Origin of the sequence: Streptomyces afghaniensis (assembly GCF_044327915.1) — a bacterium.
In the GTDB taxonomy this organism is placed as follows: Bacteria; Actinomycetota; Actinomycetes; order Streptomycetales; family Streptomycetaceae; genus Streptomyces; species Streptomyces afghaniensis.
Window position 1 is genome coordinate 427,997 of the sequence record NZ_JBIRGJ010000009.1, and the last position, 14,165, is coordinate 442,161.

The 14,165-nt window shown below is 72.8% G+C and carries 14 protein-coding genes and 1 riboswitch; of the genes, 9 read left to right on the forward strand and 5 right to left on the reverse strand.

Features of this window, described 5'->3' with window-relative positions:
* Positions 1 to 7: 7 nt before the first annotated feature.
* Positions 8 to 721, reverse strand: coding sequence for a DUF5995 family protein (locus ACH4G3_RS33965; RefSeq protein ID WP_397628072.1), 714 nt, complete (start codon positions 719 to 721; stop codon positions 8 to 10).
* 175 nt (positions 722 to 896) lie between these two features.
* On the opposite strand from ACH4G3_RS33965, the gene ACH4G3_RS33970 reads away from it, so the two are divergent.
* Complete coding sequence (locus ACH4G3_RS33970; RefSeq protein WP_397628144.1) at positions 897 to 2,030, forward strand: glycoside hydrolase family 6 protein; 1,134 nt, start codon at positions 897 to 899, stop codon at positions 2,028 to 2,030.
* Here ACH4G3_RS33970 and ACH4G3_RS33975 read toward each other — a convergent pair.
* Together ACH4G3_RS33975 and ACH4G3_RS33980 are read right to left on the reverse strand one after the other, a co-directional pair.
* A complete protein-coding gene (locus ACH4G3_RS33975; protein ID WP_397628073.1) occupies positions 2,009 to 3,388 on the reverse strand; it encodes a uracil-xanthine permease family protein in 1,380 nt (459 codons plus the stop codon). The two genes, ACH4G3_RS33970 and ACH4G3_RS33975, sit on opposite strands and share 22 nt — an antisense overlap.
* 99 nt (positions 3,389 to 3,487) lie before the next feature.
* Complete coding sequence (locus tag ACH4G3_RS33980) at positions 3,488 to 4,693, reverse strand: MFS transporter (RefSeq protein ID WP_397628074.1); 1,206 nt, start codon at positions 4,691 to 4,693, stop codon at positions 3,488 to 3,490.
* Positions 4,694 to 4,852: 159 nt separating this feature from the next.
* On the opposite strand from ACH4G3_RS33980, the gene ACH4G3_RS33985 reads away from it, so the two are divergent.
* The gene (locus ACH4G3_RS33985) at positions 4,853 to 6,253 is read left to right on the forward strand and encodes an ROK family transcriptional regulator (protein ID WP_397628075.1); all 1,401 of its coding nucleotides are present in this window, start codon (positions 4,853 to 4,855) and stop codon (positions 6,251 to 6,253) included.
* A 13-nt stretch (positions 6,254 to 6,266) separates the two neighbouring features.
* On the opposite strand, the gene ACH4G3_RS33990 is transcribed toward ACH4G3_RS33985, so the two are convergent.
* Complete coding sequence (locus tag ACH4G3_RS33990; protein WP_397628076.1) at positions 6,267 to 7,043, reverse strand: SDR family oxidoreductase; 777 nt, start codon at positions 7,041 to 7,043, stop codon at positions 6,267 to 6,269.
* An 812-nt stretch (positions 7,044 to 7,855) separates the two neighbouring features.
* Positions 7,856 to 8,743, reverse strand: a complete 888-nt coding sequence (locus ACH4G3_RS33995; protein ID WP_397628077.1) for an RNA polymerase sigma-70 factor — start codon at positions 8,741 to 8,743, stop codon at positions 7,856 to 7,858.
* A gap of 320 nt (positions 8,744 to 9,063) precedes the next feature.
* Positions 9,064 to 9,194: riboswitch (FMN riboswitch) on the forward strand.
* Positions 9,195 to 9,339: 145 nt separating this feature from the next.
* On the opposite strand from ACH4G3_RS33995, the gene ACH4G3_RS34000 reads away from it, so the two are divergent.
* The 7 genes from ACH4G3_RS34000 to ACH4G3_RS34030 are packed head-to-tail and all read left to right on the forward strand — an operon-like array spanning position 9,340 to position 14,052.
* Positions 9,340 to 9,948 (forward strand): riboflavin synthase, encoded by a 609-nt coding sequence (locus tag ACH4G3_RS34000; protein ID WP_354747934.1) that lies wholly within the window; start codon positions 9,340 to 9,342, stop codon positions 9,946 to 9,948.
* The gene (locus ACH4G3_RS34005) at positions 9,945 to 10,589 is read left to right on the forward strand and encodes a nicotinamide mononucleotide transporter family protein (RefSeq protein ID WP_354747936.1); all 645 of its coding nucleotides are present in this window, start codon (positions 9,945 to 9,947) and stop codon (positions 10,587 to 10,589) included. The genes ACH4G3_RS34000 and ACH4G3_RS34005 overlap by 4 nt, the downstream gene beginning before the upstream one ends.
* Positions 10,586 to 11,875, forward strand: a complete 1,290-nt coding sequence (locus ACH4G3_RS34010; protein ID WP_397628078.1) for a bifunctional 3,4-dihydroxy-2-butanone-4-phosphate synthase/GTP cyclohydrolase II — start codon at positions 10,586 to 10,588, stop codon at positions 11,873 to 11,875. Before ACH4G3_RS34005 ends, ACH4G3_RS34010 begins: the two co-directional genes overlap by 4 nt.
* Before the next feature lie 20 nt (positions 11,876 to 11,895).
* Complete coding sequence (ribH, locus tag ACH4G3_RS34015; RefSeq protein WP_030038615.1) at positions 11,896 to 12,381, forward strand: 6,7-dimethyl-8-ribityllumazine synthase; 486 nt, start codon at positions 11,896 to 11,898, stop codon at positions 12,379 to 12,381.
* A gap of 34 nt (positions 12,382 to 12,415) precedes the next feature.
* Complete coding sequence (locus ACH4G3_RS34020; RefSeq protein WP_003988914.1) at positions 12,416 to 12,688, forward strand: phosphoribosyl-ATP diphosphatase; 273 nt, start codon at positions 12,416 to 12,418, stop codon at positions 12,686 to 12,688.
* Between the two features lie 46 nt (positions 12,689 to 12,734).
* The gene (hisG, locus tag ACH4G3_RS34025) at positions 12,735 to 13,583 is read left to right on the forward strand and encodes an ATP phosphoribosyltransferase (RefSeq protein ID WP_020273518.1); all 849 of its coding nucleotides are present in this window, start codon (positions 12,735 to 12,737) and stop codon (positions 13,581 to 13,583) included.
* Positions 13,584 to 13,596: 13 nt separating this feature from the next.
* Positions 13,597 to 14,052, forward strand: a complete 456-nt coding sequence (locus ACH4G3_RS34030) for a PH domain-containing protein (RefSeq protein WP_354747941.1) — start codon at positions 13,597 to 13,599, stop codon at positions 14,050 to 14,052.
* Positions 14,053 to 14,165 lie beyond the last annotated feature (113 nt).

Consider the following 14,165-nt stretch of genomic DNA (forward strand, 5'->3'; position numbering starts at 1 on the left):
GACATCCCTAGGGCAGGCAGGAGGGCTGCGGCAGGGGCGTGAGCAGCATGCGCCCCGCGAAGCCCACCGCCGTGTCCAGGCGTTCGGTGAACTCCTCGGCCACGTCGGGGAATCCGCGCAGCGCCCACAGCGCCCGGGCCGCCGTCCATGTGGCGTCGCGGGCGCGCTCCAGGCTCCAGGAGCCGAGCAGATGGGTCAGCGGGTCGGCGATCTGCAGGACGTCGGGGCCCGGCATAAGGTCTTCGCGGATGCGCTCCTCCAGCGAGACGAGGAGATCGCCCACCGTGTCGAACTCGTCCTCCAGCTCGGCGGGAGCGCAGCCGAGCGTACGACAGGTGTCCACGACGGCCAGCGCGAGATCGTGTCCGATGTGCGCGTTGATGCCCGCCAGCGCGAACTGCAACGGCCGTACCCCGGGGTGCCGGCGGAACTGGAACAGGGGCCGCCAGCAGGCCGGCGGGCGCCGCTCGTCGGCCGCCGCCTCGACGGCCTCCAGGTACCGCTCAGCGAACCGTACGTCCAGCGTGATCGCGGCGTGCGGGTCCGGGAACAGACCCGTGTCGACGTACCGGTCCACCCCTTCCGTCACGGCGAGGTAGACGCGGTTGAAGACCGCCACCCCGTCCCGGGGGTGCAGGGTCGCGTCGAGGGCGCGCATACGGGAGATGACTCCGTCGACCGGAGTGTCCACTGCTGGGGGGACTTGTTCGCATCGCGGCATGCGGGCAGAGTCCCAGCTCTAGGCTGGCGGGAGTACCGGCAGGCCCGGCGCTTCCCCGAAACGGGGGAACACCGCCCGCCGCAGGGGGAGGGGGACCGGCACCGTGTCAGGCTCACGTGCCCAGCGCCTGGCCGCCCGCAGGGCCGAGCGCAGGCGTGCCGTACGGCGGGGCGCGATGGTCGTGGCGGCCTCCGTCGTGGTCGCGGCCGGCTCGGCCGCCGGGGTGCTGTCCGCGTTCGACGACCGGCGCGGCTCGGACCAGGCGCGGCACCCCGAGGTCTCCGCGTCGCCCCGCATGGCGCCCCTGCCCGCCCTGCCATCGGCGTCCCCGTCGGCCACCGAGTCCGCGTCCCCCACGCCCGTCACATCAGCGTCCGGGACGCCGAGCCCCACGCCGTCGCCGCAGAGAACCCGGAAGAAGCAGGAGCGGAACACTCCCGTGAGCGCCCGGCTCTACCGCCACCCCGACTCCCAGGTGCTCGACTGGGTCCGGGCCAACGCCGGCGATCCCCGCCAGGCGGTCATCGCCTCCCGCATCGCCGACCAGCCGGCCGCCGTCTGGTTCGCCGACTACTCCCCGGACACGCTCACCGCCCGGGTCGCCGCGGTGACGTCGGGCGGTGCCGCACAGGGCCGGGTGCCCGTCCTCGTGCCGTACGCGATCCCCGGCCGGGACTGCGGAGGTCACTCCCAGGGCGGGGCGCCCGACCTGGACGCCTACGACGCGTGGATCGACCGGTTCGCCGACGGGCTGGGCTCCGGCGAGGTCATCGTCGTCCTGGAGCCGGACTCCGTCGCCCAGGCCGAGTGCCTGTCCGCCGGTGAGCGCGCGGACCGCTTCGCCTCGCTGGCCCGGGCCGGACGCGCCCTGAAGGCCGCCAACCCACGGGCCCGCGTGTACTTCGACGCCGGGCACTCGGGCTGGAACGCGCCCGGCAAACAGGCGGCGTGGCTACGGCAGGCCGGGGCCGCCTCGCCCGAGTCCTCCGACGGGATCTTCAGCAACGTCTCCAACTTCCGCACCACGGCCGACGAGGTGGCCTACGACCGGCGGGTCCTCGACGCGCTCGGCGGCCCGGCGGGCCTGGGCGCCGTCATCGACACCAGCCGCAACGGCAACGGCGCCCCGCCCGGCGGCGCGTGGTGCGACCCGGCGGGCCGCAAGCTCGGCCGGACACCGACCCTCAGCACCGGCGAGGACCGGATCGACGCCTACCTGTGGGTCAAGCTGCCGGGGGAGTCGGACGGCTGCAAGGGCGCGCCGGGGACGTTCACGGCGTCGTACGCCTACGACTTGGCCTCGTCGTAGGAACTGGTGCCCTCGTCCAGCAGCGGCTGCTGCGTTTTGAGGTGGGCCGGGGCGAAGGCCCGCAGGGCGTGGTAGCCGGTGATGACGACGAGCGTGCCGAGCGCGATGCCGCTCAGCGAGAAGGTGTCCGTGATCTTCATGGAGACATTGCCGACGCCGATGATGATGCCCGCCGCGGCCGGGACCAGATTCAGCGGATTGCGCAGGTCCACCCCGGCGTTGAGCCAGATCTGGGCGCCGAGCAGGCCGATCATGCCGTACAGGATGACGGTGATCCCGCCGAGCACCCCGCCCGGGATCGCCGCCACGACGGCGCCGAACTTCGGGCAGATACCGAAGAACAGGGCGAAGCCGGCGGCGGCCCAGTAGGCGGCCGTCGAGTAGACCCGGGTCGCGGCCATCACACCGATGTTCTCGGAGTACGTGGTGTTGGGCGGGCCGCCGACCGCGGTGGACAGCATCGAGCCGACGCCGTCGGCCGCGATCGCCGTGCCGAGCTTGTCGTCCAGCGGGTCGCCGGTCATCTCGCCGACCGCCTTGACGTGCCCGGCGTTCTCCGCGACCAGCGCGATGACGACCGGCAGGGCGACCAGGATCGCCGACCACTCGAACGACGGGGCGTGCAGGGTCGGCAGCCCGATCCAGTCCGCCTGGCCCACGCCGGAGAGGTCGAGCCGCCAGTGGTCGGTGAGCTTGCCGCTCGCGTCCACCGAGTGGATCTTGCCGAAGGCCAGGTCGAAGACCCAGGAGATGCCGTACCCGAAGATCAGCCCCAGGAAGATCGCGATCCGGGACCAGAAGCCGCGCAGACAGACGACGGCCAGCCCGGTGAAGAGCATCACGAGCAGGGCCGTCCACTGGTCCTGCGGCCAGTACGTCGAGGCCGTCACCGGCGCCAGGTTGAAACCGATCAGCATCACCACCGCGCCGGTCACGATCGGCGGCATCGCGGCGTGGATGATCCGCGCCCCGAACCGCCGCACGGCGAGCCCCACCAGGAACAGCGCGGCGCCGACGACGAAGACCGCGCCGGTGACGGTGGCGCTGCTGCCGCCCTGCGCGCGGATGACCGCCGCCACGCCGACGAAGGACAGCGAGCAGCCCAGATAGCTGGGCACGCGGCCGCGGGTGGCGAGCAGGAAGACGACGGTCGCGACGCCCGACATCATGATCGCGAGGTTGGGGTCCAGGCCCATCAGCACCGGGGCCACGAAGGACGCACCGAACATGGCCACCACGTGCTGGGCACCGAGCCCGGCGGTGCGGGGCCAGGAGAGCCGCTCGTCGGGGCGGACCACCGCGCCGGGCGCCGGGGTGCGTCCGTCGCCGTGCAGTTTCCAGCGGACGCCGAGATCCATGGTGCGGTTTCGCTTTCGTCGTGCGTGCGAGTGTCCGGACCATTGTCGGGGTGCGTCAGGAGCGGTGGTGACCGGGGCCGAGCAGGAGTCACGGTCCGATCAGGGGCGCGGGTCGGGGACCGCCGTGTCCGGCCGGCTGATCGTCGCCCGGTCGCCGGGGCGCAGCACGCGCGCGAACGCCACCAGCCCGCAGGACAGCAGCGTCACCAGCGCGAACGACACCATCAGGCTGGTCGCCTGTGCCAGCATGCCGATCGCGCTCGGCGCGATCAGGCCCGAGGTGTACGTGATGGTCGCGACGCCCGCGATGGCCAGGCTCGGGTTGGAGCCGCTGCGGCCCGCCGCCGCGAAGCACAGCGGCACGACGACGGCGATGCCCAGCCCCATCAGCGCGAACCCGCTCATCGCCACCGCCGGATGGTCCGCGACCACGATCAGCAGCCCGCCGAGGACGGCGAACACTCCGCTCGCCCGCACGGTCCGCACGGCACCGAAGCGGTCCACGACCTTGTCACCGGCGATCCGGGCGATGGCCATGGTGAGCGTGAAGCCCGTCGTGCACGCCGCCGCGAGGCCGGCCGAGGTCTGGAGCTGTTCGCGCAGATAGACCGCCGACCAGTCCAGGCTCGCGCCCTCGGCGAACACCGCGCAGAACCCGATCGCGCCGATGAGCAGCGCCGACCGGGGCGGCAGCGCGAACCGCGGCGGCGGCTCCTCGTCCTCGGCGGGCTGGAGGTCGAGCACCCACTGGCAGGACAGCACGCCGACGACGGTGAGGACCGCGGCGGCCAGGACGTGGTGCAGCCGGGCGTCCGACCCGAGGTGCGCGGCGAGCGTGCCGGCCGCCGAGCCGACCAGGGCGCCCGCGCTCCACATGCCGTGCAGTCCGGACATGATCGACCGGCCGAGGCGGTTCTCGACCTCGACGCCCAGCGCGTTCATCGCCACGTCCGCCATGCCCGCCGTGGCGCCGTAGGTGAACAGGGCCAGGCAGAGCGTGAGCAGGTTCGGGGCGAGGGACGGCAGCACCAGCGACAGCGTCCACAGGGCGATCAGTCCGCGCAGCGCGTTACGGGCGCCGAAGCGGTGGCTGACGCTGCCGGCGAGCGGCATCGCGACGGACGCGCCGAGCGCGGGGAAGGCGAGCGCGATCCCCAACTGGCCGGCGCTGACGCCCGCGTGGTCCTGGATCCACGGCACGCGCGTGGCGAACGAGCCGGTCACGGCGCCGTGCACGGCGAAGACGGCGGCCACGGCGTACCGCGACCGCTTCACCTCGCGCTGTTCGTAGACCACGTTGCTCATTCTCCGGCCCCGTCCTCTCCCGGTCTTCCCCGCGTCGACGCTCGTTGGCGCCCGTTGGCGCGCGTAAACTATCAGGAACCCTGCCTGATAGATAAGAGGATTTACCGGCCGGCCGGAGCACACGGCCGTGCGGCCCCACAGATCTGGAAGGATCCCGGCATGCCCGCATCCCCGAGCACCGCCCGGGCCATCAACGACCGGCTCGCCCTGCGTCTGCTCCAGCAGGAGGGCCCGCTGACGGCAGGGCAGTTGAAGCAGCTGACCGGTCTGTCCCGGCCGACCGTCGCCGACCTCGTCGAACGCCTCACCGCCGCCGGGCTGATCGCGGTGGTCGGCGAGGCGGGGGAGCAGCGGCGCGGGCCCAACGCCAAGGTGTACGGCATCGTCGCCGACCGGGCGCACCTCGCCGCGCTGGACGTACGCACCGAGGGTGTCGCCGTGGCCGTCGCGGACCTGGTGGGACGGGTGCTGGCCGAGGAGTCGGTGCCGATCGGCGGTGACATGGGAACGGGCCACGCCGTGGAGCAGGCGGTCGCCCTGGTCGAGCGCGTGGTGAAGGAGGCCGGCGCCGACCGGCTGCACACCGTCGGGATCGGGGCGCCCGGCCTGATCGACCCGGCCAGCGGCGAACTCCGTGACTCCTCCGGGTTGCCCGAGTGGCACCGCCGGCTCGTCGCCGCCCTCCAGGAGCGGCTGCCCGAGGCCCGGGTGAGCGTGGAGAACGAGACCAACCTGGCGGCGTTGGCGGAGCAGCGTGACGGGGTGGCCCGGGACCGGGACACCTTCGTCCTGCTGTGGCTCGGCCACGGGACGGGCGCGGCGGTGGTCCTCGACGGCGCGCTGCGACGCGGTGCCTCCGGCGGCACCGGCGAGATCGGCTTCCTCCCGGTCCCGGGCACCGCCGCCCTGCCGTCGTCGACGGACTGCGAGGGCGGTTTCCACTCCCTGGCGGCGGCGGGTGCGGTCGTGGACCTCGCGGCGCGGTGCGGGGTTCCGGCGGGGCCGGGGCAGGAGCCGTCGGTGGTGGGGGTGGTGCGAGCTGCGGTCGCGGTGGTGCGGTCGGCGGTGCGCCAGGTGCGGGAGGCGGGGACGGGGGCCGGGGCGCTCGGGCCCGCGAGGGCGGCCGATGTGCCTCACTCTGCGAGTGGGGGCGGGGAGTCCGGGGGCGTGACCGGGGGCGATGAGACCCGCGCACGGAGCGACGGCGAAGAGGAGCCCCGCTCGGCCAACGGGAGCGAGGCGTCCGCATCCCCCAGAGCCCTCCCCGCTGCCCGTTTCCTCGATGCCCTCGCCGACCGGCTCGCCGTCGGCGTCGCCTCGGTCGTCGCGATCCTGGACCCCGGTTGCGTGGTGCTCGGCGGTGAGGTCGGCCAGGCGGGCGGCGACGAACTCGCCGCCCTTGTGCAGGACCGCATAGCCCGGATGACCCCCCTGCCCACCGAGGTACGGACGACCACACTCGGCGGGCGCGCGGTCCTGCGGGGCGCTCTCCTCACGGCCCGGGACCGCGCCCAGGAGGAACTCTTCGCGCCGGGGGAGCGGCCGGTTCAGGGCTGGTAGGCCGTGCCGGGGCTCACGTCCTGGACCGCCCGCTGCCCGCCCGCGCCTGCTCGCCCCCGTACCGCCGCGCCAGATACTCCTCGAACGTGCTCGTGCCGGTCGCACGCTGCGGCGTCAGGTGACCACCGCTGCGGAAGCCCCGGTACGCCGCGCCCCACAGCGGCACGTTCACCACCGCCCGGCGCCGCCCGGCCGCCTTCAGATAGGCACGGGCCAGGGACTCGAGCGTCCGCACCTCCGGCCCGCCCATGTCCTCGACCCGCCCCGCCGGCGCCCCCGCCGCGAGTTCGACCAGCCGGCCGGCGACCTCGGCCACCTCGACCGGCTGGTCCCGGACACCGGCCGGCAGGAACATCACCGGCAGCTTCGACAGCCCCTGGAGCAGCATGACGAGCAGGTCGTGGAACTGCGTCGCCCGCAGCACGGTCCAGCCGAGCCCCGACTCCTCGACCAGTCGCTCCACCGCGAGCTTGCTCTTGTAGTAGCGGAACGGCACCCGGTCGACACCCACGATGGAGATGTAGACGAGGTGCCGCACACCGGCTCCGCGCGCCGCCCCGATCAGGTTCGCCGCCGCCCGTTCGTCACCCTTCGGCGACGACGCGCAGTGCACGATCGTCTCCACACCGGCGACGGCCGCGTCCAGCGCGTCCCCGCCCTCCCGCAGGTCGACCGCGTACGGCTGGGTGTGCCGGCTGAGTACCCGCACGTCGTGCCCGTCCGCGCGCAGCCGCTCGGCGACGAGCCGGCCGAGCGTTCCGGTGCCGCCGGTCACCAGGATCGTGGTCATGCTGTTCAGTCCCTTCGGACGCCCGGCGCCCCCGGACGGAGCGCCGCTCACCAGATGAGACCGAACAGCCCCCACCGGATGTGACATACCCGCCCGGTGCTCCGCGACCGAGCCCGGCGATCCCGACCGCCCCCGGGGGCGGGGTCCGCGACCGTGCCTGGCGATCCCGACCGCCCCTCGGTGGTTCCGCGACCGCGCCCGGCGACCGTGCTTGCGGCGATCCCGCGACGCGCCCGGCGACCCCGCGACCGCACCAGGCGAGCCTGGCGACCCCGCCCGGTGATCCCGAGCCGCGCCCGGCGAGCTTGGCGCTCATGCCCGGGGGGTCTGGCGACCGCGCCCGGCGGTTCCGCTACCGGCCCCCGGTGGTTACGCGACCTCGCCCCGCGGGTCCGGCGACTCCGCCCGGCATCCCGCGACCGCGCCCGGCGGTTCCGCTACCGGCCCCCGGCGGTTCCGCTACCGCCCCCCGGCGGTTCCGCGACCGCGCCTGGGGAGCTTGGCGTTCATGCCCGGGGGGTCTGGCGACCTCGCCCGGCGATCCCGCGCCGTGTCCGGTGAGCTTGGCACTCATGCCCGGCGAGTCCGGCGACCCGCCCGGCGATCCCGCGACCCCGCCCGGCGATCACGCGCCCGGCGGTTCCGCGCCCCCGGTGGTTAGTTACGACCGCGCCTGGCGCGACCCCACGACCGCGGTCGGTGAGTCCGGCGACCATGCCCGGCGATCCCGTGACCGCACCAGGCGAGTCCGGCGACCCCGCCCGGCAACCCCCCGACCGCGCCCGGCAACCCCGCGACCGCCCCGGCTTGCCCTACGGCCGGCTGAGCTGGTGCCGGGCGAACGCCAGCTTTTCCGGGTTGACCACGACCCGCACCCCCGCGACCAGCCCGTCGCGCACCTCGAACGCCGCCAGGCCGACGAGCGTGTCGCCCGCCCAGCTGGCAAGCCCCGTCGCGCCGTTGACCTCGGTGACGGTGAACTCCAGGCCGGCCGCGAACTTCGGGCCCCCGCCCGCCAGGAACCGGGCGATCCTGGGACCGCCCTCGACCGGCCACCGGGCCGCGGTGACCTTCCCGCCCCCGTCGCTCCACCAGGTAGCGTCGGCCGCGAGCAGCTTTTCCAGCCCGGCCAGGTCGCCGTCACGGGCCGCTGTGATGAAGTGCGTGACCAACTCCTCCTGCCGCTCGGACGCGGGCTCGAACCGGGCCTGCGGTTCGCCCACCCGCTGCACGGCCCGCCGGTACAGCTGGCGGCAGTTGCCCTCGCTCAGATCCAGCACCCCGGCGATCTCCCGGTGCCCGTACCCGAACGCCTCCCGCAGCACGTACACGGCCCGCTCGGTCGGCGTGAGCCGCTCCAGCAGCACCAGCATCGCCATCGACACGGCGTCCCGCTGCTCGGCCGACTCCAGCGGGCCGAGCGTGCCGTCCGCGGTGATCACCGGCTCGGGCAGCCAGGTCCCGACGTACCGCTCGCGCCGGGCCCGGGCGGAGGTCAGCCGGTTCAGACAGAGGTTGGTGACGACCTTGGCGAGCCAGGCCGCCGGATGCTCGATCCCCGTACGGTCCGCGCCGCTGAAGCGCAGAAACGCGTCCTGGACGGCGTCCTCCGCCTCCTCCGCGGAGCCCAGCAGCCGGTAGGCGAGCGAGAACATCCGGGGCCGGTGGGTCTCGAACTCGTCGGCGAGCGTGGTGGTCATACGCCTCACCCTGCCAGAACACCGTCCGTACGGCGTGGGAAGGCCCGACGGCGGGCAAGGGCCGTCGTCACCGCCGCCGGGCCGGTCTGCGCACGCCGGTCTCCGCACGCTGGTCTGCGCACGCACGACCCTAGAAAGGACTAGACCACAGCGTCAATAGGTGTGTACCAAGCCGGAGTCCGCCAAGGAGGGACGCACGTGCGGGAGTTGGGTCGCCCTGTCGCGCTGGGGAAGGAGGGCGACACGTTCTGTGAGGCACCCCACACCGCCCGCCCGTCTGGACATCGATCAGGCGTGGCACACTGGCCATGTATCAGTAGCAGCGCACTCCGGGGTCGGTGAAAGTCCGAACCGGCGGTTACAGTCCGCGACCCGGTCGCCTCCAGCGGCCGGTTGACCAGGTGAAATTCCTGGACCGACGGTTAAAGTCCGGATGGGAGGCAGTGCGCGGCGAGCGGGCATACGTGCGCGCCGCCCAAGAAGTCCGTCCTCCGGGCGGACTCCGTCCGGCGTCGTTCCCGGTGTCCTCGCTTGTGAAATCTGTCGTCATCGACAGCCCCGGAGTCCGTGCCCGAAGAGGCAGGAGGACCCGGGAAGTGTTCACCGGAATCGTCGAAGAGCTGGGCGAGGTCACCGCCGTCGAGACCCTCGACGACGCCTGTCGCTTCCGCCTGCGAGGCCCCGTCGTCACCCAGGGCGCGAAACACGGCGACTCCATCGCCGTCAACGGCGTCTGCCTCACGGTCGTCGACCACGAGGGCGACGAGTTCACCGCCGACGTGATGGCCGAGACCCTCGACCGCTCCAGCCTCGGTGTCCTCAAGGCCGGCTCCCGCGTCAACCTCGAACGCCCCATGGCCGTCGGCGAACGCCTCGGCGGGCACATCGTGCAGGGCCATGTGGACGGCACCGGCGAGATCCTGGAGCGCAAGCCCTCCGAGAACTGGGAGATCGTGAAGATCTCCCTCCCCGCGGACCTCACCCGGTACGTCGTCGAGAAGGGCTCCATCACCGTCGACGGCATCAGCCTCACCGTCGTCGACGCCGGCCCCGACTACTTCACGGTCAGCCTCATCCCCACCACCCTCGACCTGACCACGCTCGGCCACAAGCAGCCCGGCGACCCGGTCAACCTCGAGGTGGACGTCATCGCCAAGTACGTCGAGCGGATGCTGGGCGACCGTGCGCAGGGGGCGGCCAAGTGAACTGGCTCAACTCCGAGGCGTTCTCGCTCTTCGGCCAGCACATCAAGTGGTCGGACATGATCGGCAACGTGATCGGTCTGGTCGCCCTCGCCCTCGGCTGGCGCCGCTCCATATGGACCTGGCCCGCCCAGTTCGTCTCCGGCCTGATCCTCTTCGCGGCCTTCGCCACCGCCCACCTCTCCGGCAGCGCCGGCAAACAGGTCGTCGTGATGCTCGTCGCCACGTACGGCTTCTGGCAGTGGAACCGCGGCCGGCAGCAGGCCCAGGACGGCTCCATCGCCGTACGGTTCGCCACCTGGCGCGAGCGCGGGGTGCTGGCCGGCGCCGCCGCCCTCGGCACCCTCGCGGTCGGCGGCCTGTTCACGGCCTTCCCGACCCTGTCCTGGGACCCCTGGCCGGACGCGTACATCTTCGTCGGCACGGTCGTCGCGATGTACGCCCAGGCCCGCGGCATGGTCGAGTTCTGGTTCGCCTGGCTGCTGGTCGACCTGGTCGGCGTCCCGCTGAACTTCGCCAACGGCTTCGCCTTCTCCGGCTTCGTCTACGTCATCTACGGCGCGCTCGTCCTGTGGGGCCTGCGCGACTGGTGGCTGCGCTCCCGCGCGGCAGCGCAGCCCGCCCTGGAAGGAGCGCCGGCATGAGCACGGCACCGATCCTGTACGGCACCGACGGCTTCGAGGACCTCACGCTCGACCCGGTCGAGCAGGCCATCGCCGACATCGCGGCCGGCCGCCCGGTCGTGGTCGTCGACGACGAGGACCGGGAGAACGAGGGCGACCTCGTCATCGCCGCCGAGAAGGCGACCCCCGAGATCGTCGCCTTCATGATGAGCGAGTGCCGTGGCCTGATCTGCGCGCCCATGGAGGGCGACGAACTCGACCGGCTGCGCCTGCCGCAGATGGTCGAGGACAACACCGAGTCGATGAAGACCGCGTTCACGGTCTCCGTCGACGCCTCCGCCGCGCACGGCGTGGGCACCGGCATCTCGGCCGCCGACCGCGCCACCACTCTCCAGCTGCTCGCCGACGGCACCGCCCAGCCCGACGACTTCGTCCGTCCCGGCCACATCTTCCCGCTGCGCGCCCGGCCCGGAGGGGTCCTCACGCGTAACGGCCACACCGAGGCCGCCGTCGACCTCGCCCGCCTCGCGGGCCTGCGCCCGGCCGGTGCGATCGTCGAGATCGCCGGCGAGGACGGCACGATGCTGCGCCTGCCCGAGCTGATCCCCTTCGCCCGCAAGCACGGCCTGACGATCATCTCCATCGAGGACCTGATCGCCTACCGGCGCGGCAGCGAACCCACCGTCCGCCGCGAGGCCAGGACCCAACTGCCCACCGCCCACGGCACCTTCACGGCCTACGGCTACCGCTCCACCGTCGACGGCGTCGAGCACGTCGCCCTGGTGCACGGCGAGATCGGCGACGGCCAGGACGTCCTGGTCCGCGTCCACTCCGAATGCCTCACCGGCGACGTCTTCGGCTCCGCCCGCTGCGACTGCGGCCCGCAGCTGGACGCCTCGCTGGCCCGCATCCAGGCCGAGGGCCGGGGAGTCGTGGTCTACCTGCGCGGACACGAGGGCCGCGGCATCGGCCTGATGTCCAAGCTGCGCGCCTACGAACTCCAGGAGCGCGGCCGTGACACCCTCGACGCCAACCTCGAACTCGGCCTGCCCGCCGACGCCCGCGACTACGGCGCCGGAGCCCAGATCCTCGCCGACCTCGGCGTGCGCGGCGTCCGCCTGCTGACCAACAACCCCGACAAGACCGACGCGCTCACCCGCCACGGCATCGTGGTGAAGGCGCGCGTGCCGATGCCCGTGAGCGCCGGCGAGCACAACCTCCGCTACCTGCGCACCAAGCGGGACCGGATGGGCCACGACCTGCCCTGGCTGGACACGACCACCGTGCCGGCCTGCGGCAACCAGTAGAAGAGCACAGAGGGAGAGACGTGAGCGGCAAGGGTGCACCGGAGCTGTCGGTACGCAATGTGGGTGACCTCAGGGTCGCCGTCATCGCGGCACAGTGGCACGAGAAGGTGATGGACGGTCTGGTCGACGGCGCCCTGCGCGCCCTGCACGACCTCGGCATCGACGAGCCGACCCTCCTCAGGGTCCCCGGCAGCTGGGAGCTCCCGGTCGTCGCCAAGGTCCTCGCGGGCCGCGGCTACGACGCGATCGTCGCCCTCGGCGTCGTCATCCGGGGCGGCACCCCCCACTTCGAGTACGTGTGCCAGGGCGTGACCCAGGGCCTCACCCAGGTCTCCGTCGACACCGGCGTCCCCGTCGGCTTCGGCGTGCTGACCTGCGACACGGAGGAGCAGGCCCTGGACCGCGCCGGAATCGAGGGCTCGAACGAGGACAAGGGACACGAGGCGGTGACGGCGGCGGTGGCGACCGCGGCCACCCTCCGCTCAGTATCCGAACCCTGGCGCTGACGAAAGCCACCTGTGGCATAGGCTGAGCGTCACCATGTCCAAGAAGACGTTCGAGGAGCTCTTCACCGAGCTCCAGCACAAGGCCGCCCAGGGCGACCCCGCCACTTCCCGCACCGCAGAGCTGGTCGAGAAGGGCGTCCACGCCATCGGCAAGAAGGTCGTCGAAGAGGCCGCCGAGGTCTGGATGGCCGCCGAGTACGAGGGCAAGGAGGCGGCCGCCGAGGAGATCTCGCAGCTGCTGTACCACGTCCAGGTGATGATGGTCGCCCGCGGCATCTCCCTCGACGACGTCTACGCCCACCTGTAAGCCGCACCCGTTCCCGCACGACACCCACGCAAAGGAAGCCGACCTCATGCTGCGCATCGCCGTCCCCAACAAGGGTTCCCTGTCAGGCCCTGCGGCGGAGATGCTGCATGAGGCCGGCTACCAGCAGCGCCGGGAGTCCAAGGAACTGCGGATCGTCGACCCGACGAACGAGGTCGAGTTCTTCTACCTCCGCCCCCGCGACATCGCCATCTACGTCGCCTCCGGCCAGCTGGACATCGGCCTCACCGGCCGGGACCTGCTCATCGACTCCGGCGCCGACGCGGAGGAGATCCTCGCCCTCGGCTTCGCCCGCTCCACCTTCCGCTACGCCGGCAAGCCCGGCACCATCAGCGGCCTGGCGGACCTGGCGGGCAAGACGGTCGCCACCTCCTACGAGGGCATCGTCGCGGCCCACCTCGCCGAGCACGGCATCGACGCCTCCGTCGTCCACCTCGACGGCGCCGTCGAGACCGCCATCCAGCTCGGCGTCGCCCAGGTCATCGCGGACGTCGTCGAGACCGGCACCTCGCTGCGCAACGCGGGCCTGGAGGTCGTCGGCGAGCCGATCATGCAGTCCGAGGCCGTCGTGATCCGCCGCACCGGGGCGGACGGTGACGACCCCAAGGTGCAGCAGTTCCTGCGCCGCCTCCAGGGCGTCCTGGTCGCCCGGACGTACGTGATGATGGACTACGACTGCCGCGTCGAGCAGCTGGAGAAGGCCGTCGCCCTCACTCCCGGTCTGGAGTCGCCGACCGTGTCCCCGCTGCACAACGAGGGCTGGGTCGCCGTCCGCGCGATGGTCCCGGCCAAGGAGGCGCAGCGGATCATGGACGACCTGTACGACATCGGCGCCCGGGCCATCCTGACCACGGCCATCCACGCCTGCCGTCTCTGAGGGGCGCGCACCGATGTCCGACCTGCCCACCCTGCCCGTCACCTTCCGGCCGGGCAGCACCCGCGCGGTGCTGCTCACGGCCGCCGTCGCCATCCTCGTGGTGATCACGGCCGTCGCGATGCTGCTGAAGCAGCTCAGCCCCGCCGAGAGGCTCAGCTTCGTCGTCACGGCGCTCCTGCTGGACGCGGTGCTGCTTCTGCTGGCGCGGCCCAAGGTCGTCGCCGACGAATCCGGCGTCACTGTGGTGAACCTCACGAACAAGCGCCGGCTGGAATGGGCCGAGATCCTTCAGGTGACGCTCCGGCCCGGCGACCCGTGGGTGTTCCTCAACCTCAGCGACGGCACCAGCCTGCCCGCGCTGGGCATCCAGCCGGGCATCGCCCGGCAGCGCGCGATCGCCGACGCCCGTGCCCTGCGGGCGCTCGCCGAGGCCCGTTCCGTGGCGGACCCCGAGCGGCCTCAGGGCTGACTCGGGGCACCCACAGGGCGGCCGCCACTGCCGCACCGGGCCGTGTCTTGATTAATCTGTTGGCGGAGGCGCGAACGGATGCGCCTTTGCCCCTGTTGCCCCGCCCGGTGCGC